Annotated in this window: 20 protein-coding genes and 1 riboswitch; of the genes, 10 read left to right on the top strand and 10 right to left on the bottom strand. The window is 41.6% G+C overall.

All coding sequences use genetic code 11. The features are described from left to right. Window positions 1-79 precede the first annotated feature (79 nt). A complete protein-coding gene (locus tag AB3N61_RS16490) occupies window positions 80-1180 on the bottom strand; it encodes an SMP-30/gluconolactonase/LRE family protein (RefSeq protein WP_367898119.1) in 1101 nt (366 codons plus the stop codon). Further along, the gene (locus tag AB3N61_RS16485; RefSeq protein WP_020769215.1) at window positions 1180-2094 is read right to left on the bottom strand and encodes a peptidoglycan DD-metalloendopeptidase family protein; all 915 of its coding nucleotides are present in this window, start codon (window positions 2092-2094) and stop codon (window positions 1180-1182) included. The genes AB3N61_RS16490 and AB3N61_RS16485 overlap by 1 nt, the downstream gene beginning before the upstream one ends. Before the next feature lie 79 nt (window positions 2095-2173). Between AB3N61_RS16485 and AB3N61_RS16480 the strand changes: the two genes are divergently transcribed. The 7 genes from AB3N61_RS16480 (at window position 2174) to AB3N61_RS16450 (ending at window position 12849) form a co-directional block, all read left to right on the top strand. Then, on the top strand, window positions 2174-3034 hold the full coding sequence (locus tag AB3N61_RS16480) for a CPBP family intramembrane glutamic endopeptidase (protein WP_020769016.1): 861 nt from the start codon (window positions 2174-2176) through the stop codon (window positions 3032-3034). Next, the gene (locus AB3N61_RS16475) at window positions 3034-3834 is read left to right on the top strand and encodes a hypothetical protein (protein WP_036089267.1); all 801 of its coding nucleotides are present in this window, start codon (window positions 3034-3036) and stop codon (window positions 3832-3834) included. The genes AB3N61_RS16480 and AB3N61_RS16475 overlap by 1 nt, the downstream gene beginning before the upstream one ends. A gap of 9 nt (window positions 3835-3843) precedes the next feature. Beyond that, entirely contained in the window at window positions 3844-5694 is a 1851-nt protein-coding gene (locus AB3N61_RS16470; protein WP_367898118.1) for a chloride channel protein, read from the top strand. 270 nt (window positions 5695-5964) lie between these two features. Next, window positions 5965-7530, top strand: coding sequence for an OmpP1/FadL family transporter (locus tag AB3N61_RS16465; protein WP_020769029.1), 1566 nt, complete (start codon window positions 5965-5967; stop codon window positions 7528-7530). A gap of 136 nt (window positions 7531-7666) precedes the next feature. After that, window positions 7667-8959 (top strand): sterol desaturase family protein, encoded by a 1293-nt coding sequence (locus AB3N61_RS16460; protein ID WP_020769362.1) that lies wholly within the window; start codon window positions 7667-7669, stop codon window positions 8957-8959. A 117-nt stretch (window positions 8960-9076) separates the two neighbouring features. Continuing rightward, window positions 9077-11182 (top strand): mucoidy inhibitor MuiA family protein, encoded by a 2106-nt coding sequence (locus tag AB3N61_RS16455; protein WP_367898117.1) that lies wholly within the window; start codon window positions 9077-9079, stop codon window positions 11180-11182. Window positions 11183-11190: 8 nt separating this feature from the next. Then, on the top strand, window positions 11191-12849 hold the full coding sequence (locus AB3N61_RS16450; protein ID WP_367898116.1) for a mucoidy inhibitor MuiA family protein: 1659 nt from the start codon (window positions 11191-11193) through the stop codon (window positions 12847-12849). 4 nt (window positions 12850-12853) lie between these two features. On the opposite strand, the gene AB3N61_RS16445 is transcribed toward AB3N61_RS16450, so the two are convergent. The 6 genes from AB3N61_RS16445 to AB3N61_RS16420 all read right to left on the bottom strand — a co-directional run bounded on the left by AB3N61_RS16445 (window position 12854) and on the right by AB3N61_RS16420 (window position 18142). Continuing rightward, window positions 12854-13942: a vWA domain-containing protein gene (locus AB3N61_RS16445; protein ID WP_367898115.1), complete on the bottom strand. Its 1089-nt coding sequence runs from the start codon at window positions 13940-13942 to the stop codon at window positions 12854-12856. 112 nt (window positions 13943-14054) lie between these two features. After that, complete coding sequence (gene cobC / locus AB3N61_RS16440; RefSeq protein ID WP_020769380.1) at window positions 14055-14696, bottom strand: alpha-ribazole phosphatase family protein; 642 nt, start codon at window positions 14694-14696, stop codon at window positions 14055-14057. Beyond that, window positions 14681-15493, bottom strand: a complete 813-nt coding sequence (locus tag AB3N61_RS16435) for an adenosylcobinamide-GDP ribazoletransferase (RefSeq protein ID WP_367898114.1) — start codon at window positions 15491-15493, stop codon at window positions 14681-14683. The genes cobC and AB3N61_RS16435 overlap by 16 nt, the downstream gene beginning before the upstream one ends. A 55-nt stretch (window positions 15494-15548) precedes the next feature. Next, window positions 15549-16592 (bottom strand): nicotinate-nucleotide--dimethylbenzimidazole phosphoribosyltransferase, encoded by a 1044-nt coding sequence (cobT, locus tag AB3N61_RS16430; protein WP_367898113.1) that lies wholly within the window; start codon window positions 16590-16592, stop codon window positions 15549-15551. Window positions 16593-16665: 73 nt separating this feature from the next. Further along, the gene (locus AB3N61_RS16425) at window positions 16666-17523 is read right to left on the bottom strand and encodes an LIC_13355 family lipoprotein (protein ID WP_020769180.1); all 858 of its coding nucleotides are present in this window, start codon (window positions 17521-17523) and stop codon (window positions 16666-16668) included. A gap of 37 nt (window positions 17524-17560) precedes the next feature. Further along, window positions 17561-18142 (bottom strand): LIC13354 family exoprotein, encoded by a 582-nt coding sequence (locus AB3N61_RS16420; RefSeq protein WP_020769096.1) that lies wholly within the window; start codon window positions 18140-18142, stop codon window positions 17561-17563. Window positions 18143-18334: 192 nt separating this feature from the next. Then, window positions 18335-18461: riboswitch (adenosylcobalamin (AdoCbl) riboswitch) on the bottom strand. A 238-nt stretch (window positions 18462-18699) separates the two neighbouring features. Between AB3N61_RS16420 and AB3N61_RS16415 the strand changes: the two genes are divergently transcribed. Next, the gene (locus tag AB3N61_RS16415; RefSeq protein WP_367898112.1) at window positions 18700-20040 is read left to right on the top strand and encodes a flavin monoamine oxidase family protein; all 1341 of its coding nucleotides are present in this window, start codon (window positions 18700-18702) and stop codon (window positions 20038-20040) included. A 58-nt stretch (window positions 20041-20098) separates the two neighbouring features. Here the strand turns inward: AB3N61_RS16415 and AB3N61_RS16410 are convergent, their stop codons facing one another. Both AB3N61_RS16410 and AB3N61_RS16405 read right to left on the bottom strand, forming a co-directional pair. Beyond that, window positions 20099-22243 carry a toprim domain-containing protein gene (locus tag AB3N61_RS16410; RefSeq protein WP_036089325.1) on the bottom strand — a complete coding sequence of 715 codons (2145 nt, stop codon included), beginning with the start codon at window positions 22241-22243 and terminating at the stop codon, window positions 20099-20101. Beyond that, window positions 22240-23625 (bottom strand): DNA gyrase subunit A, encoded by a 1386-nt coding sequence (locus AB3N61_RS16405; protein ID WP_020769313.1) that lies wholly within the window; start codon window positions 23623-23625, stop codon window positions 22240-22242. Before AB3N61_RS16405 ends, AB3N61_RS16410 begins: the two co-directional genes overlap by 4 nt. A 227-nt stretch (window positions 23626-23852) precedes the next feature. Between AB3N61_RS16405 and AB3N61_RS16400 the strand changes: the two genes are divergently transcribed. Continuing rightward, window positions 23853-24806: an LIC_13346 family putative lipoprotein gene (locus AB3N61_RS16400; RefSeq protein WP_367898111.1), complete on the top strand. Its 954-nt coding sequence runs from the start codon at window positions 23853-23855 to the stop codon at window positions 24804-24806. Further along, on the top strand, window positions 24793-26355 hold the full coding sequence (gene gltX / locus AB3N61_RS16395; protein ID WP_036089259.1) for a glutamate--tRNA ligase: 1563 nt from the start codon (window positions 24793-24795) through the stop codon (window positions 26353-26355). Before AB3N61_RS16400 ends, gltX begins: the two co-directional genes overlap by 14 nt. Window positions 26356-26363 lie beyond the last annotated feature (8 nt).

Below are 26363 nucleotides of genomic sequence, written 5' to 3'. Positions count from 1 at the left end.
CGCCATCCTGGCTTCGCTTTCAGGCAAAAAGAACTCACTCCAAGCTATTCCGGTTAGAGTATTTTTTTTTAGATAGGTTCTAGAAAAACATCTCAAGAGTCTCGAACTTCCATTTCCAAATTTTCTGAGAAGAAAATCCCGCAAGTAAAAGTCCTGATCCGTACTGCAGAACGGAAGTAACCGATCCCAATTTATCCGACGTATTATCTGTCAAAGAAAGACTAATATCTCCTTCTTCATCCATAGAAATAACGTAAGCTAATTCTCCTTCAATCGGCTTAAAGAAAAACGGAAGAGAAGCGAGTATTCTCTTTAAGAGCGGAAAATTTTGTATCTTATCGATTGCGATATGTCGGGGAGAAGATAAGGCGATCCAAAAATTTTTTTGAGAGTCTGAACTGATCAGAGCGGGACTACCGGGAAGATGTGTGATAAAGAACTGGTCCTTGCCGGCCTTCTTTCCTTTTAACCAGAAGCGAGAAACACGATGCCTATACTTTTCTCCAAAAACTAAAAAATCTTCGGAAGAAGACAAGCTGATCCCGGTAGGATGATAAAGATCCTCTAAAATCGTTTTTACGTCTTGGGTCCTTGGATCGTAGGAAAGAATTCTGCCGTTAGGTTTGGATTCCAATTCTTCCAAATAGGAATCTTCATAAGAAAACTTTCGGCTGACTTCGGTAAAATAAACTGTTCCGTCAGAGGCAATATCCAAACCGTAAAGGTTAGTTAATGGATTTCCTTCCGAATCTTCTCGGAGGAGTACATTTTCATTTCCTTTGGAATCGTAAAATGCCAGACCTAATCCGGAAACGCAGGCGACCAGATTTTCCTTTCCGTCGAATACAATTCCTAGCGCTCTTCCGGAAGTTTTAGCAAATCGTTCCGTTTGTCCGTCGGTTTTGATCTTGTAGATATTTCCATCGGAAGAACCCGTATAAATGGCTCCTTTAGAATCCACCGCAAGACCGAAAGGTTTTTCGACAGGCGATTTTTCGTTGACTACATTAGATATAAATAATATATCTCTTTCTTCTTGGCGGATGATATCGTCCGGCTCGTAGTCGGTCGGATCCGTTTTGTTCCAACCAAATAGAATGAATATCCCGAAAACCAGGAAAATAAAAAAAGAAGGGAAAAGTATTCTGATAGAGGGATTAGAAATAGATCGATAGAACATCAGACATGACCCTTAAATACGGGCCTTTGTCTCAAACTATTTCTCAACACTTCAAAATGTAAATGAAATCCGGTGGCTCTTCCGGTCATTCCGACTTCTCCGATCAACTGTCCTTTTTTGACCTTTGTGCCTGGAGATACCAATACTTTGCTTAAATGTCCATACTTGGTTTCGTAACCCAATCCGTGTTTTAAAATGATCAGTCTCCCGTAACCTCCTCTTGTTCCGGAAAAGGAAACTTCTCCGTCAGCAGATGCATACACAGGTGTTCCTTCTTCTGCCGCGAGGTCGATGCCACCGTGAAAAGTATCCTTTTTAGTGAAAGGGTCCTTTCTTCTTCCGAATTTGGAACTGACTCTTCCTTCTTCCGCTAACGGATCGGAGAAAACTAATCCGTAAAAAAAGTTTTTCTCTTCTTTCGGTAATCCTCTTCCTGGAACGAACCAGGATTTTCTGAGGTCATCATAGTATAAGAACTTGGGAGAGATCCGAAAACGGGCCGCGACTTTTTTGCGTCCGGATTCGTCGGGAGAATGTTCTTCCGAGTCGTAAACACCTCTCATATTCGGGATCAAAAGTTCCATCCCCGGGTAAATGTCTTGGGGAGAGGCTAATTCGTTTACGGAGGAAAGAGTGTCCAGGTCCATTCCGGTCCTGGCCATGATCTTAAAAAAAGTATCCTTAGGTCCAACTTTATAGACTAGGAATCTAAGAGGGACCAGATCTTTTTGGTCCAAGTTGGAAACTGAAATTTGAAGGTTATATTTTATCTCTTCTCTGACTCGAATGATCTTCGTGTCCGAATATTCCAAACTTTTTAATGGGAGACGATCGTAAACTGCTTGGACCTCGCTTAAAGAGATCAGGATGAGTGCGGATAACAAAATTTGGAGATGTCTTTTGAAAGAAGGCATATCTTTTCTCTAGTCGGCAGATCATAAAAAAACAATGACGCAAAAAATCCCCCGTAAATGATTGGAAGGGCCCTTTGGAATGGATTTAGAAAAGGAAGATCAAAAACTCACACCTGGCAGAGACGTTCTGCTCATGGGCCTGATCCAGGTTTTTGTACTGTTTATCGGTATGTATTCCTATATGAAGGTCACCCGATTTCAAGTAGAAAGCACCTTATCCATAAAAACATCCAAGCAGAACTTTGTAAAAGAAAAAGAAATCGTAAACACTTTACCTTCCGAGGTGGTTTGGAACGAACCTGCCTCTGCCGAAAAAGCGGTTAGAGAGTATACCGAATTTGTAGTCACCAAACGTCCATGGTTATTGTCCTTGGACAGAATTATCTGGGGATTATGCTTTCTGGTTCCTTCTTACTTTTTTATTCGAAGGATCGCACGGATCGAAACCGCCGAGTTCACCGATTCCGCAGGTGGGAGAGATATACTTGCGGGAGTTGCGACCGGATTTGCTACATTCTGTTTTGTGAATGTAGCAAGTAGTTTGATCTTTTTTATCATAGGCAAACCCCAATCCAATTATATGGAAATCATACTTACCAAAAATCTTTTTCTAAATTGGAAATTATTAGGATGGACCCTGCTTGCAATCGCATTCGGAGCCGGAATATTCGAGGAATTTTTTTTCAGGGGATTTTTGCTCAAATACTTTGTGGAAAAAAACCTGAGCTCCATAGGACTAATTATCACCTCCGTTATTTTCGGGGTTGTACATTTTAACGGGGGATCTTATGTGGCTCCGATCCTTCTTATCTTTGTGGGATTTTCATTTGGAATTTCTTATTTAAAAACCGGTAATATATGGGTGCCTGTGACCGCACATATCACATATAACGCATCCATGCTTTTGGCCGGATTTCTGCTTGGGGATCGGATCTCTTAATGAACATGCAAAAAAAAATTCAACATAAAATCCTAAAAACCTTATTCGTATTTTTCTTTTTGTCTTCCTTCTCTTCCGTTTATGCAGGGGAAGTTTTCGAATTAGAAGGTGATCCCGGGGAGAACGATATCAGGCTGCTTTCCGCATTGAACCGATTGACTTATGATAGGATATTATCCGACCAAAATACGAAAGGTTTTGCATTCAGATACGTTTCTAAATGGTATTCACCCTTACGATTGGACGTATTCGTTTTAGGACTTGCAAAAAGAGAAAAGATGAGTTTGATCCGGATCGAGTCTTCTAAAAAAGGAGCAGAAAGGGTCTTTAGAAACTTTCTCCAGGAAGAACTCACTAAAAAAGAGTTAACTGGAGGGCTCGGAATTTATAACTCCGCGGACGTTTCGGAAAATGTAAAATTCGAACCTTATCGTAAAAGTTATTTTTGGAGCGAATCCTTAGCATTGATCCATCCGGCTGCTTCCGTCTTTTATAACTCTTATAAATCTCCTGTCTACGGGGGTTCGGATAGAATTAAAGGAATATTCGGTTATCTCATCACGGATCTTTTACTCGCAGGGGTCGGTTATTATTATGCGACTACTACGATGGAGAAGAACAGTGCTCTCGAGTCTTATTTCCTAAAACCTACCGCTTCCGGAAATGTTTTGGATTCTCCCGGAGCGCCTGTATTTATCGGTTTATTGATCATTCCTAGATTGTATAGAATGATCGGCGGTTGGCAGGATACCTATACCCATAATAGGATCATGGAGATCTCGGTTTCCAAATCGTTTTAAGGATCTTTTATGTTCGGAAAAGTCTTACAAGAGTTCCGAAAAAGACCGCTATCGTCTTATTTCACCATTAAGGGCAGAAGGTCTTTATTTCTATATTGTGTTTTGACCGGGATCGTTTCCGGCTTGGGAGCACTTCTTTTTTCCAGAGCGCTCGCCTGGGCGGAATACATTTCTTTAGAATCAATATCAGGTTTACATAATACGCATTCGGGCGGAGAATTTTACGTTTCGCTTGAACCGATTGCCTCCATTTATTTGGGAAGATGGGCGCTTTTGGTACTTCCACCTTTAGGAGGATTAATTTCGGGTTGGATTATCTGGAAATTCTCTACGGATTCCGCCGGTACTGGAACGGATTCCTTGATAGATTCTTTTCATAATAAAGAAGGTAAGGTGGACCCTAAAGTCCCTCTGATCAAGTCGATCGCAACCGTTTTCACGTTATCTTCCGGAGGAAGCGGAGGAAAAGAAGGTCCGATCTCCTTGATCGGCGCCGGATTCGGTTCCTTAGTCGCAAATTTAACTAAGGCGGGTGCAAGGGCAAGACGCACTCTATTACTCGCCGGGACTGCAGGGGGTCTAGGTGCCATATTTCATGCACCTTTAGGAGGAGCATTAACCTCCGTAGAGATGGTATACAGAGAAGATATAGAAAGCGATACATTGGTTCCTTGTATCATTTCTTCGGTAACTGCGTTCCTGACATATTCTTCCTTTAACGGGTTCGGTTCCGTATACAAAGTTCCGGAGATCGGCTTTATTGAATATAAGGAACTCGTCTTTTATTTGTTTTTAGGGATCGTGTGTTATTTGAACGGTGCCTTTCTTATCAAGGTGTTTCAGTTCGTTCAGGAATGGTCTAAGAACTGGAAATTTCCGATGTGGGGCAAACCTGCGTTAGGCGGAATTCCTGTAGGCATCATAGGTTATTTTTTACCTGAAGTTCTTGGGACTGGGGCAGGAGTTCTGCAAGATGTATTGGAAGGTAGCTTTCAATTTCCGAATTACGCTTCTTCTTTGGATCGAGATATACAGATCATTTTTTTCTTCTTACTACTTGCATTCTTAAAAATTATCACCACTTCGTTTACGATCGGAAGCGGAGGATCCGCAGGAATGTTCGGACCTTCCTTATTTATTGGCGGGATGTTGGGTGGAGCGCTCGGCACATTTGCAAAATTGGTTTTGGGCTATCAGGTATCCGTCGCTTCTTTCGTGCTCGTAGGAATGGGAGCCTTTTATGCGGGGATTGCAAGCGCACCGATCGCAGGAATGGTGATGATCTGCGAGATCATAGGAAGTTATTCACTTCTTCCTCCTTTGATGATCGTTTCCATCATAACTTTTGTGCTTTCTCACAAATTGAATTTGTATAAAAGCCAGAAAAATACTCGTTTCCAATCCCCCGCCCATGATTGGGACATGAACCGAGATTTATTGGAAGGAATACGGATCGAAGATATTCGGGATAGGCTCAGGAATATTGCAGAAGTCAAAACATCCGTTTTACTCTCTCAGCTGGAAGAGGAAGCTTTGAAGATCAACGCCAGCGATTATATCGTAATACAAGAGAATGGAAACTATTTTGGGATGATATCCTTACGCACCAGTCGATTATTTTTAGAAGGAAGGGATCTCACTCAAAACCTGATCCTTGTAAAAGATGTCGCCGACACATCCATTCTTCCGATTTCCATCCGAACAAACCTGGCGACCGCATTTAAGGCCCTATTGGATATGGGGATGGATAAGATTCCTGTGGAAGAGAATGGAAAATATTTGGGATATTTACGTTATGCTGACATTATTTCCATATATTTTGAAAAGACTCGATCTGCTAAGCCGGTTTCAAGCACTTAAGCTCAATTTAGCTCCTTCTTTAAAAGCTAAAAATATATGTAGCGTTCATTCTTTTACAATAATCAATGTTTATCTTCAAATTTTAGCTATTTTCACTTTTTTATGAATAAAAACACCTAAAGGCTCTTTTTTTGATTTTAGTGGACAATTTTGGGCTTTCCGCTAAGATACGGAAAATTTTTAAAAAATAACTGATGTGTAATAAAGAGATCAGCCAATTCTAGATGGGTTAGAGTAAGTTAAGGAATTGGTTCAAAGCAGGAAGGGACAATGCGAAACAGAGTTTCTAGTCAAAAAATTATCTCCAGGTCGAGGATTGCCCTCGCAGTTTTGGGGATATTGGGAGTTGGCACATCCGAGCTGACTGCCGGTAGTTATGGGGATATATATGGAGCCCACGCGGGTGCAGCCGGGATGGCCGGGGCAGTTACCGCTACGGTAAACAATTCGTCTTCGGTTTTCTATAATGTTGCCGGATTGGGAAGATTGAACGAAGCGGATTTGTTCATCGCTCAATGGGAACAAAAGGAAAAAGAGAAAGAAGCAGCGGCTAGCGGAGAAACTCCCAAAGACGCAAATGGGAATCCTATTCCTCAGGAAGGTCCTTTGTTGAACACCGAACCTCAAACAGAGGATGGTGGAGCTCCTGCTAAGTGGTACAAAAGAGCTTGGTTTAATTTCAGAGACGGCTTTGCAAATATGGGAAAAGGGATGTTCACGTATCAGCCTCTTCTCCGTCCGAACCGTCCTTATCATGAAGTGTCTTTTTTAGGAACTTACGCAAACCCTACGTTAAAGAATAACGCTCCTAAAAACGAGAACACTAAAAACCCGGATGACAGTTACGTTGGTTTGGGTTTTACAATGAACCTAAACGAAATTTTCGATATAGGTAGAACCATCCGTTTCGGATTGAATGCTATCGTTCCTGCTTCCGGAAATTTGATGGTAGTGAACGATCAAAACCCTACCGTTCCTAGATATCTTAATTCAGGAAAAAGTAATGAACGTCCTACTATCATGGCCGGGGTCGGTGTGGAACTTTGGAAGGACCGTTTGTTTGCAGGGGTTGGTATCACCGCTCTTGCTGGAGGTTCCGGTGCGATCTTGCTAAAAGACGTTCCGATCTCTCCGGATCCAGTAACTGCTAACTCACAGGTAGTATTAACTTTAAAGCCTATCATCAATCCGACTTACGGTCTCCAATTCACTTATGGAAAATGGAGTGCCGGGGTTTCGTATAAAAGAGAAACCTATCTGTCTGCGGACCCGATCCCTGCCCGGGCCCAGACTACTCTTTTAGGGATCCAATTGGATTTTGATCTGGCTTTATTGGATCAGTACAACCCGAGAGTTTGGTCTTACGGTATAGGATTCAGACCGACAGAAAAACTTTTATTAAGTGTAGATGTGAACAGAGAGATCTGGAGTTTATATAAACTTTCCAGGATTAAGGAAAAATATTCCGAGCCTTTGGATTTCCATGACACAACCAATGTTCGTATGGGAGCAGAATATGCTTTCCGTCCTTTCTTGAAGTTTCGAGGAGGGATCGGAAAAAGACCATCCCCTGTTCCACATTACGCGGGGGAAAACAATTGGATGGATAACGATCGTATGATCTATTCCCTAGGTGTTTCCTATATCTTCAACGGAAGGAATTTCGCATTCTTGAAAGATAGATTGAAAAACCCGGTAATTTTCGATTTAGCTCTTTCGAACCAACAATTGAGAAGTGTTGAGATAAATAAATATACTCCTACGGAAAGGAATCCAAACTATAATTATGGCGGTTATATCTGGTCGGTAACCTTCTCCGTAAGCTTATTCTTCTAAACTTCTTCCCATTGTCGGGAAAATGAAATAACATTTGTTATCTAATAGCTCCATCTGAGGCGGAATTCGAAACCCGCCTCGGTTCTTTTTCTTGACCGAATGATCGCTACAGAGATAGTCGAAACTCGGTATAGAGATGGAAAAGAATATTATTGAACTGATCACTCCCGTTTTTTTCGTATTGGTAGTAGTGGAACTGCTTTATTCCGTATTTGGGAACAAACCGTTCTATCGTTTTAAGGATTCCATCAATAATCTTTCAGCCGGGATTTTTATGCAGATATTCACTGTGTTTATCTCTCTGGGATTAATGGCGGTCTATTCCTGGGTATATGCAAAATTTGGAATATTGAACATTTCCAACGATTCCTGGATAGGCTGGGTGTTTTGTTTCGTTCTGGCGGACTTCTTCTATTATTGGTATCATAGGTTCGGACATGAAATAAATATTTTCTGGGCTTCCCATGTTCCTCATCACCAAAGTGAAGATTATAATTTTACGGTGGCTTTAAGACAAGGAGTCACTCAGAATACTTTCTCCCTACCTTTTTATCTTCCTTTGGCAGTGATGGGTTTTCCTCCTATCATGTTCCTTCTTTGTATCCAGATCAATTTTGCTTATCAGTTTTGGCTTCATACTAGAGCGATCCCTAAGTTGGGAATTTTCGAGTGGGTGTTCAATACTCCTTCCCAACACAGAGTACATCACGGAAGGGATCCTAAATATATAGATAAAAATTATGCAGGAACCTTTGCGATCTGGGACAGAATGTTCGGATCTTATAAAGAGGAAGAAGAAGAACCTATCTTCGGGATCGTAAAACCGATGCAGACCTGGAGTCCAGTTTGGACACAATTCCATTATTTCGAAGAATTGTTTCTTCTTTCCTGGAAGACGAAAAGTTGGAAGGATAAATTTTTAGTTTGGTTTAAACCTCCGGGTTGGAAACCGAAAGATCTGGGGGAATCTGTCGTTCCTCCAGAGATAGACCGATCTAATTACCAAAAATTTAATACACATATTCCTTATACACTTCTCGCGTATTCCATTACTCAATTTTTCTTTGGGTTGGGCGCATCTATGGTATATATAGAGTTCAAAAAAGAATTACCTCTATTGGAAATGTGCACTTTAGGTTTTTACGTGCTATGGACTCTTTGGAATATCGGTGCGATCTTCGAATTAAAAACTTCGGGAATCGTCTCCGAACTGATCCGTCTGGCTTCTATCGCCGCTTTGACCTACGTGTATCCTTTCGATTTCACTCATGTGGAACGATTGACTGCGGTTCTTCCGATAGAAACTTTGAAATATCTTCCTATGTTAATGAAACAGGTCGCATTGATCTCGTTTTTCGTGTTGGGAGGTTTTTTGGTTTCTCAAAAACGGTTTTTCAGCATCAAAGGATACACGCCTAAAACAGTTTAATCCCGGTTTTTTGAGCTAGTTTTTAGAATGAAAAGCGCCTTTTCAAAGAAGGCGCTTTTTTTATGGCCGTGAAAATAAATTGACGAAGTGTGTTTCGGCAATATCCACTTAGAACCTATGATTTCCCGTTTTTCCTCCTTGGTTCTTGCGACTATCTTTCTGATCTTACTAGGGACCGATTTTTTTGCACAAGGATCCGACTCCTCCGAAAGTGATACACCCACAGCGATTACGGAAGAAGAGAAGGCCTCCAAGTCCCCGGTCTCGGTATCGTACGCTAGAATAGATTCCGTTCTTTTATATTCAGACTTGGTTTACGTAACAAGGCAATCCGAGGTTAAACTTCCGGTCGGAGTTTCGGAAGTTTTATTGGGAGAAGTCCCGATCGCTTCTTTGGATAAAAGTGTGATCGTCACATTTACGGATCCGAATAAAAAATTTAAGATCAAAGGGATCCGAGTATCGGAAAAAGCTTCTAGAAGAAAAAAATCCCAAGAAGCGGAAGAATTAGAAAAAAGAAAAGAAGGTCTACTCTTGGCATTAAGCACAAAGTCCAGAGAGGTCCAAGACCTTTTGGATTGGGAAACTTCCATCAAATCTATCAAACCCTCTATTCGAGAAAAAGACGGACTAGTGGAGAAGATCGACTCCGAAAATTTTTCCTCTTTCCGAAAAACATACGCAGAACTTGCGGAAGATAATACAAAACTTAGATTATTAAAGCTGGAAGAATTGGATCGAATCCGGGAAGAATTTTATATAGTTACTACTAAACTTGCTCATCTTGCAGAAGGAGATACGCTTCGCAGGAAAGAGATCCGATTGGATGTGGAATCCGATTCCGCAAATGTTTTTCCTTTCGAATATAAATATCTGATACGAGGCGCGAACTGGTATCCTCGTTATACTTTGGAATTGAATCAAAATGGACAAGAGGCGGAATTAGGTTGGCATGCTTTAGTTAGAAATGAAACCGGAGAGGATTGGAAAAACGTTCGATTAGAATTTTCCACGGCTAATCCGAACCAAGACATAGACTTACCTGAGTATCGAGAATATAGGATCGCTTCCAAGGAAGTTGCAGTGTATTCGGGAGATGAGGATTATTCCGCCGCAGACAAAGAGTATAACGCGCCTTCTAAACCTTCCGCAAATGCCGGCAGTGTGATCCAAAGCAAAAAAGAATCTAAGAAAAAAGCTCCTGCTCCTAAGGTTTCTCAAAGAAGTAAGGCAGAAGAGAGAATAGACGACGTCTATTACCAAGAGAAGAACGATAGTCCTTTGATGCAGTCCCGCGCATTGATCGAAGGAAATTATAAGGATAGATCCAATTCACTTCGTGTGGAAGAGAATATGAACAGGCTGCAAGGAGAACTTGCGAGCCAAAAATATTCCTTCGACCAAGGATCTTATGAAGAATCCATTCGATATGGAAAGGAAGCTCTTCGCAGATTTTCCGGTTTGAGAGAGAGTTCCAGAAAAGAATTGAAAGAACTCGAAAACGAAGTACAAAATCTTCTGAATAGATCCTCTCAATTAAGTTCCGATAAAAAATATTCCAATCAGTTGATCGCTCCGGGAATTTCTTCCGAAGGATTTGATTTCAGATATATCGCTCAGTCTCGAGAAAAAATCCCTTCCGATCGAACATTGAACCGGGTCTTTCTTCGCAAAAGAAATATCTCGGTTCGTCCAGGGTACGAGACTTCTCCCCTTACGAACGATGGAGTTTTTCTGAACGTGGTATCTTCGAATACGGAAAGGGAACCGCTACTTGCAGGTCCTCTCGAAATTTATTCCGGCGAAAACCTTCTTGGAACTACAACCGTCTCCACTCTAAAACCCGGGCAAGAGATCAAAATGGAACTTGGTCCTGATCGGGATATCAAGGTGGAAAGAAAGCAGGAAAAACTGGATGATAAGTCCGGGATCATTTCCCGCAAAAAGAATATCCGATATAGAGTTACCATTTCCGTTAAAAATAATAAACGTAGAGCCGTTCCTGTTCGATTGATCGATCGTATTCCTTATACGAACGACGATAGCGTACGGGTAGAATGGGCTCCCGGGACGGATACTCCTAAGTCCAAAACCGAAGACGGGATCCTGACGTATGAATTCGAAATAGGGGCGAATTCCCGCAAAACGATCCAGTTTGAATACACAGTCTCCTATCCTGCGGACAATATCCTGAGAGAAACTCCAGGTTCGGATTCTTATTGAGGCTAATCATGAAAAATTATAAAAAATTAATATATTCATCTCTCGTTCGTTTTACTTTTCTATTCGTTTTGGTTTCTATTCCCATATTCGGAAAAGAATTCAACCTTCCCATCAAGGAAGTGACTGTTCACCAAGGAACTGCTCAGATCCTCAGATCCGGTCGAGTGCAGCTAGAACCGGGCACAAACAAGATCGAGATCTCCTATTTGCCTGTTTCCCTTTTAGAAGAAACCTTAACAGCTGCGGTCACTTCTTCTCAGGTAGAGGTCACGGGTTCCAGGACTTGGAAGGAAGAAGGTACAGCCGCCTCGAATCCGGAAGTCGCTCAACTCCAGAAGAAAGTGCAACAACTGGAAAAGGACATGGAAAGTATATTAGCAAAAGAGAATGATCTAAAAGCAGAAAAGGATCTACTATCCGAGATGCGCAAAAAGGTTTCGGATGTTGTGGGCCGTAATCTTCTCTATGGTAGGGTAGAGGGGGACGGAAAAAACTGGGGGGCCTATCTCAAAAAAACCAGAGATGAAGCAGTTTCTATTTTTGCATCTTGGGAGAAGTTGGAAAAATCCAAACGTAAAGTCCAAACTGAACTGGAAGAAGCAAGAGCACAACTTTCACTCTTATTGTCTCAAGCGGAAAAAAGTACACGTACTACTTGGGTCCAGATCGTAAACACCGGTTCCGAGACTAAAAGTGTGGAACTTCGTTTAAGCTATTTGGTTTCTAACGCCGATTGGAGACCCGCTTACATCCTGACTGCGGATGATGCTTTAAGTAAAGCTAAGTTAGAATATATAGTGGAAATCAGACAAGAGACGGGAGAAGATTGGAGAGGGGTCCAACTTCTTCTTTCTACCACTAGACCGGACCTGTCACTCAGAAGGGACAGGCTTCGTCCATTACGATTATTTGATGTAGAGGTGGACTCAAAGCAGGAAATTCTCACCAACCAAACTCAGGCAGTTGGAGCCGCTCAAATGCCAAACGAAGAATCAAATATTCCTACTACGGAAGAACCTTCTCCCTCCAGCGAAAGAGGGAGTGGATTTCTATTCAGGCTTCCTAAAACGATCACGTTAGCCTCTCAAAAAGAATCTAGAAAATTCGAGATGTTATCCTTTAATGCGCCCATCCAGGTTAAAACGATCGCTTCCCCCAGGTATAAACCATTTCCTCTTTTAGAAGCCGAATTCCAAAATATGGGTGAGTTTCCGATTTTACCCGGTGAAGTTTCTTTGTTCAGAAGTTCAGGACTTGTGGGAAGGACAAAAGTCCCCTATGTTTCTCCTAAAGAAAATCTTTCCGTTTCATTAGGAACGGAAGGTAGTTTAAGACTTTCTTATAGAAAAGATTGGAACCAAACGAAAGAAGGATTGATCTCCACTCAGAAAGTGATGGAGAAGAAAGTTTATCTCAGTTTGGAAAATTTTGGCAAAGAAAGTAAAAAGGTAATCGTAAGAGAACAGATCCCTATTTCCGAGTCTGCCGGTGTAAAAGTGGAAGTGAATGACGAGAGAACCACTCCAGGTTCAAAAGAATATCGTCTTAATTCCGGAATTTTAGAGTGGAGTTTGGAAATTCCGGCTTCCGGCAAAAAAGAGATTAAATTGGAATATAAGGTAACATATCCTAACAATCAGAACTTGGATTTTTTAAGATCATTTTAAGATCTTACTTTGTAAGGTTTCTTTCTCCGCTTCTGTCCACGGAATTTGGGATACCTTGTGTGTCCCAGAGTTCTAATTCCAAATTAAAAGGAAGATGCGCCGGTGCAGAGATCTGAAATTCACCTTCTCCTTTTCTTGCTTGGAAGCAGATCTGTTCGGTTCGTAAAACTCTTTCCGGTTCGCTAGTTCTTTGTGGATTCCAGTTTTGTGTTTTCGTAGGAGAGGAATTTTTTCTTTTTAAATTTAGAATTACACATTGATTATCAGAGTCCGAATTCTCAAAAACGAATTTGACTCTGTAAGAATGTTCCTCCGAATCGGTTTGTTTCTTTTCGATCTCGGAGATCCGGATCTTGGACTTTTGTTTTTCGGGTTCTAGTTCGGTTCGTTTAGACAGAGGTTCTTGTTTTAAAAGATCTTCGATTGCAAGGAAGAAGTCGCTATCTTCTCCGACATTATAAAATTTTCCGTTCCCTGTTTTTGAAAGAGACTGCATGATCCTTTTTTCATCCGGTTTTAATCCAAGTCCTAGGATATACATTTTGAAATTTACGCCTTTTTGTTGTAAGACTTGGAGTTCTTTTTCGGGATTTCCATAACAACTTTCAATTCCATCCGTTACTAAGATCAGATCCGTCGGAGTTTTTCTTCGGATAATATAATCACCTGCGATTCGGATGGACTCTGCAAGCGGGGTCGCCCCGGAAGGGGTTAGGCCGAAAAGTTTGTTTTGAAAGCCGGGACGATTTCCTTTTTCTAATGGTTGATAAAGTCTAGAAGATTGGCAACCGGGGAGACGATTTCCGTAAGCGATAAAACCTACTTCGGTCTCTTCAGGAAGTTTTTCTACAAAATGTCGAACGTACTTCTTAGCTAAATGTACTTTTTGGTAAATCCCTAGATATTCGTTCATGGAGCCGCTTGCATCTAAGATAAACAATTTGGCGCTTTCCGATTGTCCGGGCATAACAAGTTCGGGAGATGTATCCGAAACGATAAAGGAAGGATCAAGAAGTAAGAATATGAGTAGAATATACTTTATATATTTATAATTAATATGGGGTTTATATCTGAATATTTGGAAAAAGAGCATTGGCGATCCGAATACTATATTCCTTATCGGACAGAAGTAAAAACACCTTAGAATCTATCGCAAATAATCTTTTAGTATTTCTATTTATGTCTTATTTGTTATGAGTTGAGTATTATTTCTTATTCCAATAAACGAACTGAGGATAAGATTGTATTTCTCCGAATCGGATCTTAAGACAAGAAACGGATCCATACTCTAGAACCAAACGAAACGAATTCTCCAAAGGAAAACCTAATACGATAGAGGACAAACATCGGATGGGTCCGCCGTGGGTGACCCAGATTGTTTTGTATTCCGATATTTCTCCTTCTTCTTTTTTGAGATTTTCCCAGGACCTTGCTTCTTGCAGACCTTCTTCCCAAGATCTTAAGATCCTTGTTTTTAATTCGGAATAGGTTTCCCCACCTGGTGGTCTTCTGTTTACGTAGTCTTCCATCCAAGGATCCGTTTCGAATCTAGGAAGGTCTTCCCACAATCGTCCTTCCCAATCACCGAAGTCCAACTCTTGGATCTTCGAGTCCACTTTCCAAGCAGGAGCGTTCGATTTAGATTCCTGATGTTTACTGATATATTCCGCTAAACTATAACATCTGAATAAAGGGCTGGTCCGGATAGAATGCACTTTTTCTGGAAGAAGTTTCAGCACATTCTCCGCTTCTTTTTCAAAACTGGAAGGTAGTCCTAGATCGGATTTACCATAACAGGTTCCGGGTTCCACTTCCGGGGTTGTATGTCTGACTAAAAAGATTTCCATGCGGCAACGATCCCGATGAGATATAATAATTCGGTGACTTGTTGGACTGCACCTAAACAATCTCCCGTATATCCGCCTAACCATTTTTTATAAAAATTCCTAAGATACAAATACCCGAAAGTTTGCAATAGAAAAGGATACAAAATAAATCCGAAAACCCGGTCAGATGGAAGATAGTTATTATGTAAGAAAGCGAGCCAAGGAGCCAATCCCCAGATCCCAGCGATGATTACATTAGAGGTTTTTAATGTTTGAATGATGGGTTTTGCCTTGGACAGCTGATCTTCTCTCACATAAGAAAGTGTTTTTGCGGTAAATAGAGCCCAAAACCTACTGGAAGAATGAGAAGAAATTATAGTTATAAATAGCACTTCGATAGAAAAATCTTCCAGAGATTTATAACAGAAAAATTTCAGGAGAAGTACAAGAATGATCCCGATGGTCCCAAAGGCACCGATCCTACTGTCCTTCATGATATCAAGGATCTTCTCCTTAGTCCAACCCCCGCCGAAACCGTCGCAAACGTCCGTAAACCCGTCTTCATGAAAAGCTCCGGTCACCAAAACGGAAACGGCCATTGCCAAAACGATGCTAATCTCCCAGCTCAAAGAAAGATGTGAAACCCACAGGACGAACCATGTCGAAATTCCGACAATCCATCCTACTAAAGGAAAATATCTGGAAGAAGAATTAAGATATTCGTCGGAATGTTCCACCCATGCCGGAACAATGATGCGGGTATTATAACGTACGGAGGAAAAAAAAATGATCAATTCTTTGCGGATAAATCCAAACATGCAAAGACGAACTTATTCATTCCTCCGATTCGATCAGCGAGAATTTACCTCGCGCTTAGTCTTTTTTTTCCGAAACGCCCGCGGATTCGAAGCTTGCCATTTCTCTCAAAAATGCCAATGCGGATTCTAAAATAGGATAGGCGAGTGCGCATCCGGTCCCTTCTCCCAAACGAAGCCCGAGATCTAAGATAGGATCTGCGTCGAAAAATTCGAGAATCAATCTATGACCTTGTTCGGAAGACTTATGAGCAAAAACCGCGTTTCGAACGATCTTCGGCTCAATCCTGGAAGCTGTTAAGAATGCGGAACTTGCGATAAAACCGTCAACTAAGATCAAACGATTCTCTTTATAAGAAGAAAGCATCGCTCCGCAGATCATCGCGATCTCGAAACCTCCGAACTTAGAGAGGACTTCAATCGGATCTTTTGGATTTACTTGGTGTTTTGCCCTGCATTCCGCTAAGATCTTTTTCTTACGATCTAAAGATTCGTCGTCTAAGCCGGTCCCTCTACCCGTAAGGTCTTCCGCGGAACGATCCAAAAAAACGGAAGCGAGTAGGGAAGCACTGGAAGTATTTCCTATTCCCATTTCTCCGAAACCGATCACGTTACAATTTTTTGGGATCCTTGTTGTTGCGATCTCTCCGCCGATACGGATGGCTTCTTCACATTCTTCCCTAGTCATAGCCGGTTCGTTTAGAATATTCCTAGTGCCTGATGCGATCTTTGCAGATATAAAATCAGGATGAATTTGTTCGAAGTTGCCGGAAACTCCTGCATCTATTACTAACAATTTGATCCCATGTTGTTTGCAAAATACGTTGATGGCCGCTCCTCCATTCAAAAAGTTTAATACCATTTGGTATGTGACTTCTTTTGGAAATGCGGAGACTCCGGAGTCCGCGAGTCCATGATCCCCTGCGAACACCATTAAATGAGGATTGGATAATACGGGATCTATAGTGTTTTGGATCGTACCTATACGGTAAGCTAGATCTTCTAATTTTCCCAAAGCGCCTAATGGTTTCGTCTTGGTATCAATCTTATTGCGTAAATGTTTATCTAAGTTCAATTGGTATACATCTTTAGGGCGGATCATATTGTTTTCACTTTCAAAAATTTAAATCGTTAAACCGAAAAAAGGATCGGAAGATCTCTGCTTCGGTTTTAAGTCAAGGAGTCACAGATCTTGCTATAACTCCGTCTATATCGGGATTTGCATGAGCCGCGTCAATCGGTAGGGTTGATAGGATTGTTTTTGCCGCAGAGATTTTTATATAGGCAAATCCATTCGTTTGGATATCGGTCTTCAAACTTCCATCACATCCTGTCCCTGAATTTCCAAAATTAGGATCGGCTAGGTCGAAACCGTCTCCTCCTCCGCCACCATTAACGATATCCGTATCAAAAACTTCCGAAACGGTCATAGGATTTGTATCCTGATTATAAACGAAAGGTGTGATACCTGCGAATCTTTCCCAATAAATTGGATTTCCTACAAAAGTGTTCGGATCGGGGTTCGTATATTCAGGATCCCAACCGCACCAATTGATTAAATCGTTTCCGACTTCAACGATTAAAGGTTCCATAAATACGTTGTTAAAAGGGTTGGAATCGTTTTGTACCCCGATGAAAAAAGGATTTTCGTAAACTATAAAATCGATCCCGCTTACGGGAAGAACCTTAACTCCGGACCAACGAAGTATGATCGCAGATCCGCTTCCGGAATCTTCTAAACTATAAACGTCCAAGGAGCCGTTAAATTTTCCCTGACCGCGAACTCCATCCACCAAACAATCGGAATCTTTGAATCCGACCCCGTTACTTGTCGGTGCAGAAACGATTTCATCGGCTACAAAAATTCCTCTACCTGTTTCCGGATTTTTCGAATCACAGGAACTTAGGAAACCGGATCCCCCTAAACCTAAAGCAAGAAGCGACTCGGCAGCGGATGAACTCTTGGAATCCTCACAATTGACGAGCCCAATAGAGAAACAGGCCAATATTAAGGAAATTTGAAATATTTTCATAAGGATTTCTTGCTCAACCTGTTTCTCTTATTCGATCTTAATTCAATTCAAGCCTGCTCCAAGGAGCCGGATCGAAACCGCTATTTAAACCGCAACCTGCGTTAATGTCGCTTGGATCGGAATAATAATCCAAATCATCGTCTTTGGCGGATGCTAAAGTTGTTTGAGTAGATACGTCTGAAAGGTCCGGACAAACGTAAGTTTTACCGTCTTTAATCGTCCATCTATACCAACCGTAACTTCCTTGAGAGAAGGAAGAATCTGAACGGAAGCGAACATAAATGACTTTTTTATTCGTATCGATCTCTTGGATTTCTCCGTATAAATAACTGTTTCCGTAAGTTTCGTCGAACATGGTTTGTGCGACTAAAGAAAGGGAAATATTGTACGTACCAACGATTTCATTTCCCGGCGCAGTATAAGTCCCGCCCGGGTAATCGGAAGTTCCATTGTAGTAATTGTAATTGCCCGCAATCGGATTTAATCCTGCAACTGCTACTAAAGCAAGTATGTTCTGATCGTCGGATTTTTTTGAATCTCCCAAATCGAAACAATTCACAAATACGAATAGTGAAGTGATGGTTAGCAGCAAGGTCGCTAGTTTTCTGAATCTTTTCATTTTTCTCTCCTGGTTCTGCCGGATATCGCAGAAAAAGAAAATAAAAGCAAAATTACGTTAGTCGATCATTGATCTTGTTCAGATCTGAACGATTGTGTATTTGCGGTGGTTTCTTTTTCCGTTCGAGAGCCCCGACATTTTAACTTTCGGGGCCCCATCGCAGAAAGCGCGGATGCGCTCAAGAGCGAGATTTACGATACTCCCCAACCTCGAGGTTTCAGTATCGCGGGGAAGATCTGGCTTATTCCGTTTAAAACGGACATCACAGTTGCGGGTCAGCGCGGGATTTTCACCCGACTTCCTCCCTGAAAGCGTAATTCCAGGTTTTGGTTTAGCGCTTCCCCTGGCAAGGGAAAAACTATTAGGATACGAAAGGTATCTATTCCTTGCAATATCGGAATAAATCTGCGATATTCAAAGTATAGGGACGGATTGGAACGATTCGGTGCATAATTTAAGATCAATGAGACTTATAGTTCGCAAAAAATTCGGGAAAGATCTTTCATAGACCGAAAATAAAAGAAAGAGTTCTAATAAAACTTCTAGAGAGGAATCCGATGAAAATTACCCGATCCACTTTTCTAAAAGCCGGAATTTTAACCGCCGCAGCTTTATTAGGAAGTCGTAAGGGAAATTTATCCGCTCAAAATACAAACTCCGGGAAAAAGGTGATCATACTTGGTGGGGGACTTTCCGGACTTTATTCCGCGTACATTCTAGGAAAAACAGGAAGTAAGGTAACTCTGATAGAGGCTACCGACAGAGTTGGAGGAAGAGTAAGATCCATACAGGATCCTTCCGGTCATGTGGTGGAGCTAGGAGCGGAATGGGTTTCTTCGGAGGATAAAACGGTCCGCAGTTTGGTTAGAGAACTGGGATTAAAATTGCAACCTTCTCCTTTGATCCCTGATCTGTTTTTAGGGACTTACAAAAAAGCGGGCACATGGGAACTTTCTTCTAAATCCCAGGAGATCCTAAGTAAATTAATATCACAAAATTCTAAATTAGATACGGCTCAACAACAAGCCTTGGATCGGATTAGCTTTTATAATTATCTAATATATCAGGGAGTCAATCCGGAAGACTTGGCCTTGCTTGGCCATAAACTTTCTCTTCATTACGGAGATAGTATTCGCGTTCTATCCGCCGAAAAAGTTTTAAGCGATCTTGCACAATTCCCCCAAAGGAATAGTAGAATCGAAGGTGGAATGGAAAGTATCGCCAAAACCTTGGTGATGAATATAGAAAACACCGAATTCGTTTTTTCGGATCCCGTGCTGTCTGTGGACCAGGATTCTTCGGGAGTTACGGTAAGTACAACTTCCGGCAGAAAATTTAACGGTTCAGCTTGTATATGCACTTTACCTGCGAATCAAATTTCGAACGTAAAATGGAATCCGGGACTGGATAAGGAAAAACTATTGGCCGCATTGAGAGTTCGCTATTCGCAGATCTTTAAATTGTTTTTGGTATTAAAAGAATCGCCATGGGAATCTTCTCCTTTTTCAGTCCATTCGGATGCTGCCGCTCAATTTTTATATGATGCAGGTACCAAGTCGGATACCGGAGATAAGGTTTTAGGAGTTATAGCTAACGGAGATAGATTTTCCGTATTCGATTCTGCCAGCCAAGACCAAAAAGTGGAATATATTCGCCTCACTCTCGATCGTTTGGGTTTGAAGAAGGACTTGCAGATACAAAGATTCTATTTTACGGACGCTAAAAAAGATTACGTACCCAATGGGATCGCCGAATTTCCACCGGGAAGTTTTGGATCGGAGATCATTCTCAGAAAACCGTTTGATCGTATCTTCTTCGCAGGAGAACATACCGGAGAAATTACCGGAACAGTAGAGGCGGCATTAAGCTCCGCGATCAAAGCCGTAAATCTGGTTTAAACAAAAAAACCCGGAATCACTTCCGGGTTTTTTTATCTTAAGATACTAAGTCGGAAGGTTAATCTTCGATCACGCTCATTGCGTATTCGGATATAGCATCCCTTCTTTGTTCCGCAAAGTCTTTGTGGAACCAAAGGTTTTGGATCTTAGAAGCTTCTTTCTTGTTTCCGATGGTGATCTTGGTCATACACTCATCGACTGCGAACTTCATCGCTTCTTTCCCGGTCTCTCCGAGTCCTTTGTTTCGTTTTTTACGAACGATCTGGCCTCCGGATTTTTCCACTCGTTTGACTAAGGCATCGTAATCCTTATCGTCGATACAGAATATGGTCTCTGTCTTTTTGGAATCTCCCATTTTAACATCCACCTCGTACAAAGGTGCGCTGGAAATATGGATGAGTCCTAGGTCGAAAAGTTCCGGCCAATACTCGTAAAAGAAAGAAAGCATTAAGGAACGGATCGCATATCCGTCAAAATCCGCATCCGTGATGATACTTACTTTTTCATAATTCAGTTCGTCTATAGATTTTACTTTTTGGTCCAAAGGAAGACCTAGTATCGCGACTATGTTCTTTAGCTCTTCGTTTGCGATCGCTTTTGCTAGGGAAACTCCCTTGCAGTTCATGGGTTTTCCTCTGAGAGGGAACAGACCATGAAGTTTTGGATTTCTTGCGGGACGAAGACCGGCAATCGCGGAATCTCCCTCCGCTACGAATAATACCCTTCCCGAATCTCCCGGTTTTCCCGTAGGAGGCATGAGTTTAGGTATATTCATCTTACTTGCTTTTTTGAGTCCGCGTTGTGCGTCTTCGAAAGCTTTTAGTTGGGTACGTTTCTCCATTTGGAGTTTAACTTCTTCCAATAATCCGGTTTTTTTAATAAACTTATCTAAGTGTTTATCCACCGCATTACGGATGTCTTCGTTTAAGTCGTTGATCAAATAAGATTTGTCCTGAGATTTAAAACGAGGATTGAGCAGCCTCATGTTCACATACATGTGAAAGCAGTTTCTTACGTCGTTACGAGTACAGCTTGTTTTGAGTTTTTTCTCTAAGGAAACGATCTGGCTTTTTTTACGGACCTCGTCACAAAGTCTATTTTCCAGATACTCGATGGCTGAACCGCCTTGAGGAGCAAATATGGAGTTCACCCAAGTCAGGTTTTTGTTCTGTCCGATCACTAAGTAAGCTTCTAAATGTAATTGGGATCCGGCAGACGGTGCATTGTAATCCAATTTGTAGTAAGTCAGATCGGAATGTGAGAATATCTCATCCAAACCTTTTTTGAACTTAAACTTTTCCTTCTTACCTTTATGAACGAACTGCACTTCCAATCCAGGATTGGTCATTGCAATGTCCTGCAGATACTGTTTCATCAGATCCACGTTGAAGGAAATATCCAGGTTATTGAAATACTTGGGATTAAGTTCGAATTCGACCGAAGTTCCGTGATCTTCTTTGGAGCCTTTTTCGATCGCCTCAATCATATTCGTTTTTTTGCAAATAGGATTCAGTTTATCAATCTGATCTTTTGTGAGAACTGGGCAGTCGTCGAATTTTCCGTGCTCGTCGAAATACAGGAAAGCTTTTTCTGTGTCTTCTTTGGAAAGTTTATAAGAACGGATCTGCTTCTTTGCGTCTTCGTGAATCGTGAACAGTTTTTTGAAAGTGACTGCGTCGTTAGTGGTTTTTACTTTAAAATAAGAAGAAACCATTCTTACAAGGGAGATACCTACTCCGTTCTGGCCGGCAACATGGTCTTGTTTTACCTGGTCGTCGAAGTTCTCTCCGTACATCAAATGTAGAAATACACCTTCCGCATTTTTTGCAGGGATACCCCTTCCGTTGTCGATGACACTTACGGTCTTTCTGTCGGAAGACAATTGGATGACCAATTTGGACATCTTATCCTTTTCAGGAATGGATTTATCCTTTTGGTTTTTGCGGTACTCGTCCACCGCGTTCATACAGGCCTCGTCCAAACATTTTAATTTGGCGGGAACGTCTTCCAATTCCTCATGGACGATTTCGTATAAATTGTCGCTGTTCTTACGGAAAAAATGCTGCTCGAATGTGGAAGTGGAGTTTTGCCCCAACCACATTCCGGTCCTCATCCTTACGTGTTCTACGTTGGAGAGTTTCTTGAAGTGTCGTTCTCCTCCGGACGTGGGCTTCTTTTCGGTTTTGGTTTTAGCAGTGCTCATTCCTTGTCCCATTTATCCTTCAGCTCGGTTAATTCTCCGATCATGAATTCCGTTAATTTTTTATCTTCTTTCACAAGCCCTTGGTATCTGGAAAGGGCGGTTTTGGCCTCTACAATGGCTTCTTCACATTTGCGAACTTCTTCTAAAGTCATCCTGTAGATGGGGATGGAGGCCAACCATTCAAAATATTTGAATTTTGCCTTCTGTAATTTATCCTCGAAATCCTTCTTGGATTTGATACCGATCACTTTTTCGTTCCATTTTTCTTTGATGAAACGGATCAATTCAGAGTTTCTTTCGATCTTCTCTTCTTCCAGACCTGCCAAACGTTTGAATCTACGGATCAAGTGGGTCTTTCTGAAATCGCAGAAACGTTTGATGATCTCTTCCGGTCCGAAATTTTTCAAACGACCGTCGTAAGTGATTACGTTATTGGCTAGAGTTTGAGTATCTTCTTTGGAGATTACCGCTGCGATCTCTTTCGCACTAGGCTTTTCTCCTTTTTTATAGTTCAGTTCTATACGGAAAGTTTGGCTGGAATGATCCACATAGTCTTTCAGCCAGGAATCTTTTCTTTCCAGAATATCATCCAGAAGATTGATTACCTTTTCCCTATTCCAGTTCATAGGTGCATCTGTAAGATACAGAGTATCTCCTTCCCAAGTAAAACCGAAGGTAGTAGTCATGGTAATATTACCGGCCTCGGTCTTGGCCATTTTCACCTCACCCTTGTAATCCTTGTACCAAGGTTTTAAAGGCAGAGGCTTTTTGGTTTTGAGATAATTAACCTGAGAATTAATAATATCGGAAAGTTTGTGTCCCGGGATAAAACAACGGAAGCCAGTTGCAATTCCCATAATATTGTTCAGAAGGACTATAGGTACTTTTCCTACGAAGTGGATCGGTTCGTCTTCAGTCTCGTCGTAGTTTTTTACGTAATCGATATCCGGCAAACTTTCGAAAAATCCCAGATCTTTTACGAAGTCGGAAAGTTTTACCTCGGTGTATCGAGGAGAAGCGATTGCGCTCGGATCTAAAACGTCGCCGAACGTACCTTCTCCCGCAACTAGGGGGTGGTTGTTTGCGAACGTAAAATCCTGAGCCATCTGAGAAAGAGCGTCTTGGATGGATCTATCTCCGTGTGGGTGATATCCCATCGCGAGTCCTGCTACTTTTACGGTCTTCGTGAACCGGTTGCGTGCGTCCGAATTCCACATTGCCCAAAGAATTCTTCTCTGGACGGGCTTTAAGCCGTCGATTTCGTGAGGAATTGCCCGAGAATCGCAGACATATCGAGAATATTTTCTCTGATCGTCGTTGACTTGGTCCTCAAACGGTATTTTAGGGAAGTTTTCTTTACCTGATTTATTGGAATCTTTCATAGGACTTTTATTGCCAAAGGATTTTAGGACGGTTTTACTGTCAACCTTTTAACGTACTACCCGAATTCGTACATACTTTTTAGGAAGAAATCGACTCAAGTTGCAGTAATTCTTACTTTCTTGTTGGGAAACACCGATAAGGAAAGAAAATTTCCCGGTTTTTCCTTGAAGATTCGGACTAAAACGGGAAGTTTTTCAAGAAATCCTCTTTTTCCGGCTGTATTTTTTTGGAACCGAAGTCTCGATCTTATCTCACAGCAACATTCTTCTCACTAGGTTTAACCACCTATTTACTTTTTCTAATGTCTTGTTCTCTTTTGACGGAATGGACGGAAGAAAAACCTTTCGTTTCAGATCTTCCCAGTATTCGGATCTATTCCAATATTAGTTCTATCCCTGCAAGTTCCGAATCTTTCCGGAACCAGCCAGGTCATCTGAGATACTTAGTACTAGTGACCCAAGCTTCTAAGGAAAAAATTTGGACCGGTGAAGTGGATCTTTGGGAAACAAAAGAAGATTTTCATACTTCTCTCCCTAAAGGGATCGTTTTTCCGAAACTCAGTTTTAAGGCTTCCTTATTTTCCGGTTCTGCCAAATTAGAAGACGGGGAATCTCCTCATCCTAAACAAGTTTCCTTTCATCCCCAGGGAGTTCTCTCTTGGAATTGGGAAGGAGAAAGTTTGAGATCCGGAATACAAACTTTATCTCCTAAACAACTCAGTATTTCCGATTGGGGAATCCTATATAATTTTTCCCAATCAGGGATCGTATGGGTTGCTAAAGAATATAGAAGTTTAGGTAAGAATGTGGAATTGAATTGGGAGAATGTTCGCAATAACCGCACTTACTTGACCACGGATTACACAAGCCCGGGCGGTAAAAGTTTTCCATACGCGGACTACGATTATAAGAACCAAATATTTCAATACGTAAATATGGCAGAAGGTAGACTTCCCGTTTGGACTTTCAAAGAGGAAGGTGAATATCGTTGGGTCTGGGGAATTCTTCCGGAGGATCTACTGACTTCAAAGAATATATCGAAATGGAAACAGAAGAGAAGGGATGAATTCATACCTATACATTTTTATGATGCAGCCAATAATATTCCGTTTACTGCCTCGGCCGATTTGAAGAACTATCCAATCATCCTCTTAAAAGATTACGACAATGCCAGAAAATAAGGAAGTTAGAACCAGGTTTGCACCGTCACCTACCGGTTTCCTTCATGTGGGCGGAGCTAGAACCGCTTTATTCAATTACTTATACGCCAAAGCCCAAGGCGGAAAATTTTTATTAAGGGTAGAAGATACGGATCAAGCAAGATCTACCGAAGAATCTTTTAAAACCATACTTGAATCCTTAAAATGGCTGGGAATAGAATGGGACGAAGGTCCTCATGTAGGAGGTCCTTACGGTCCTTATGTTCAATCGGAACGGATTTCCATCTACAAAGAATATACGGAGAAGTTGATCTCCGAAGGAAAAGCTTACCGCTGTTTTTGTACTCAGGAAGAACTAGAAGCAAAGAAAAAACAAGCAGAGGCGATGGGGGTTCCGTATGTATACGACGGACTTCACGCGAATATGAGCGAGGCGGAAGTCCAAGAAAAACTGAAAGCCGGGACTCCTTATTCTGTCCGTTTTAAAACTCCTTCCAAAACTCTGATCTTCGATGATATCATCCAGGGAAAAGTGAAGTTCGATACGAAACTGATCGGAGATTTCATCATTGTAAAATCGGACGGCTTCCCTTCTTATAATTATGCAGTGGTTGTGGACGACGGGCTCATGAAAATTTCTCATGTGATCCGTGGGGTGGGCCATCTTTCCAATACACCTCGTCAGATCCTGATCTATGAAGCATTGGGTTTCCCGGTTCCGGAATTTGCTCACGCATCCGAGATCGTCGGGATGGACGGTAAAAAATTGTCCAAACGTGCTGGAGCGACTTCTATATTAGCATTTCGTGATTTAGGTTATTTACCGGAGACGTTCTTAAATTATATGGCTCTGTTAGGATGGACATCTCCTGACGGCCAGGAATATCTGCCAGGTAACATTCTTCCTAAAACATTCGATGTACATCGTTGCTCTAAATCCCCTTCTACTTTTGACGTATTCAAAAAACCGAAAGGTGGAGATGAAGAAGTTGCGACTAACTTCTCGAGCTTAGATCAGATCGCAGAAGCGATGAACCCGAAATCCAAATTGAATTGGCTTTCTAACAAATACATCAGAGAACTACCGATCCAAAAAGTAGCGGATAGTCTAGCTCCGTTTTTAGAGAACAGAACGGATATTCCGGAAGAATACAGAGATCCTAAAAACAAGGAATTACATTCTTTAGTCGATAGTGTTCGAGTGTATCTGGACAATTTACGCCAGGCTCCAGACTATATTGCGGAATTTTTCGTATCCGACCTGAAGGTCCAAGAGGGGGAAGCGAAAGAAATTCTTTCCCAAGAATTTTCTCCCAAAGTTGTCTCCACATTCTACGAATTATTAAGAAACTCGGATCCAAAGACCGATGAGGATTATAAGGCTTTGATGACCCAAACGGGAGAACAGACCGGCCAAAAGGGAAAGACCCTATTTATGCCGATCCGAGTATCCGCAACCGGCAAGGCCCATGGACTAGAGTTACCTATCCTATTTCCTCTCTTAGGGAAGGAAAAGCTACTCAAACGAATAGAGAAAATCTCGGTACAAGTAGGAATTTCTTTACCTTAGGATTTTTT

This window comes from Leptospira sp. WS58.C1, assembly GCF_040833995.1.
In the GTDB taxonomy this organism is placed as follows: Bacteria; Spirochaetota; Leptospiria; order Leptospirales; family Leptospiraceae; genus Leptospira_B; species Leptospira_B cinconiae.
Note: the sequence above shows the minus strand (reverse complement) of the source record. Positions and strands in the feature narration are given on the sequence as shown.

Coding starts and splice junctions, on each gene's coding strand:
- AB3N61_RS16455 (WP_367898117.1), top strand. CDS start 9,077: ATGATTTCCCGTTTTTCCTCCTTGGTTCTTGCGACTATCTTTCTGATC.
- AB3N61_RS16470 (WP_367898118.1), top strand. CDS start 3,844: ATGTTCGGAAAAGTCTTACAAGAGTTCCGAAAAAGACCGCTATCGTCT.
- AB3N61_RS16415 (WP_367898112.1), top strand. CDS start 18,700: ATGAAAATTACCCGATCCACTTTTCTAAAAGCCGGAATTTTAACCGCC.
- AB3N61_RS16445 (WP_367898115.1), bottom strand. CDS start 13,942: ATGCTCTTTTTCCAAATATTCAGATATAAACCCCATATTAATTATAAA.
- gltX (WP_036089259.1), top strand. CDS start 24,793: ATGCCAGAAAATAAGGAAGTTAGAACCAGGTTTGCACCGTCACCTACC.
- AB3N61_RS16405 (WP_020769313.1), bottom strand. CDS start 23,625: ATGAAAGATTCCAATAAATCAGGTAAAGAAAACTTCCCTAAAATACCG.
- AB3N61_RS16410 (WP_036089325.1), bottom strand. CDS start 22,243: ATGAGCACTGCTAAAACCAAAACCGAAAAGAAGCCCACGTCCGGAGGA.
- AB3N61_RS16420 (WP_020769096.1), bottom strand. CDS start 18,142: ATGAAAAGATTCAGAAAACTAGCGACCTTGCTGCTAACCATCACTTCA.
- AB3N61_RS16465 (WP_020769029.1), top strand. CDS start 5,965: ATGCGAAACAGAGTTTCTAGTCAAAAAATTATCTCCAGGTCGAGGATT.
- AB3N61_RS16480 (WP_020769016.1), top strand. CDS start 2,174: ATGGATTTAGAAAAGGAAGATCAAAAACTCACACCTGGCAGAGACGTT.
- AB3N61_RS16425 (WP_020769180.1), bottom strand. CDS start 17,523: ATGAAAATATTTCAAATTTCCTTAATATTGGCCTGTTTCTCTATTGGG.
- AB3N61_RS16485 (WP_020769215.1), bottom strand. CDS start 2,094: ATGCCTTCTTTCAAAAGACATCTCCAAATTTTGTTATCCGCACTCATC.
- cobC (WP_020769380.1), bottom strand. CDS start 14,696: ATGGAAATCTTTTTAGTCAGACATACAACCCCGGAAGTGGAACCCGGA.
- AB3N61_RS16450 (WP_367898116.1), top strand. CDS start 11,191: ATGAAAAATTATAAAAAATTAATATATTCATCTCTCGTTCGTTTTACT.
- AB3N61_RS16490 (WP_367898119.1), bottom strand. CDS start 1,180: ATGTTCTATCGATCTATTTCTAATCCCTCTATCAGAATACTTTTCCCT.
- AB3N61_RS16435 (WP_367898114.1), bottom strand. CDS start 15,493: ATGTTTGGATTTATCCGCAAAGAATTGATCATTTTTTTTTCCTCCGTA.
- AB3N61_RS16460 (WP_020769362.1), top strand. CDS start 7,667: ATGGAAAAGAATATTATTGAACTGATCACTCCCGTTTTTTTCGTATTG.
- AB3N61_RS16475 (WP_036089267.1), top strand. CDS start 3,034: ATGAACATGCAAAAAAAAATTCAACATAAAATCCTAAAAACCTTATTC.
- cobT (WP_367898113.1), bottom strand. CDS start 16,592: ATGATCCGCCCTAAAGATGTATACCAATTGAACTTAGATAAACATTTA.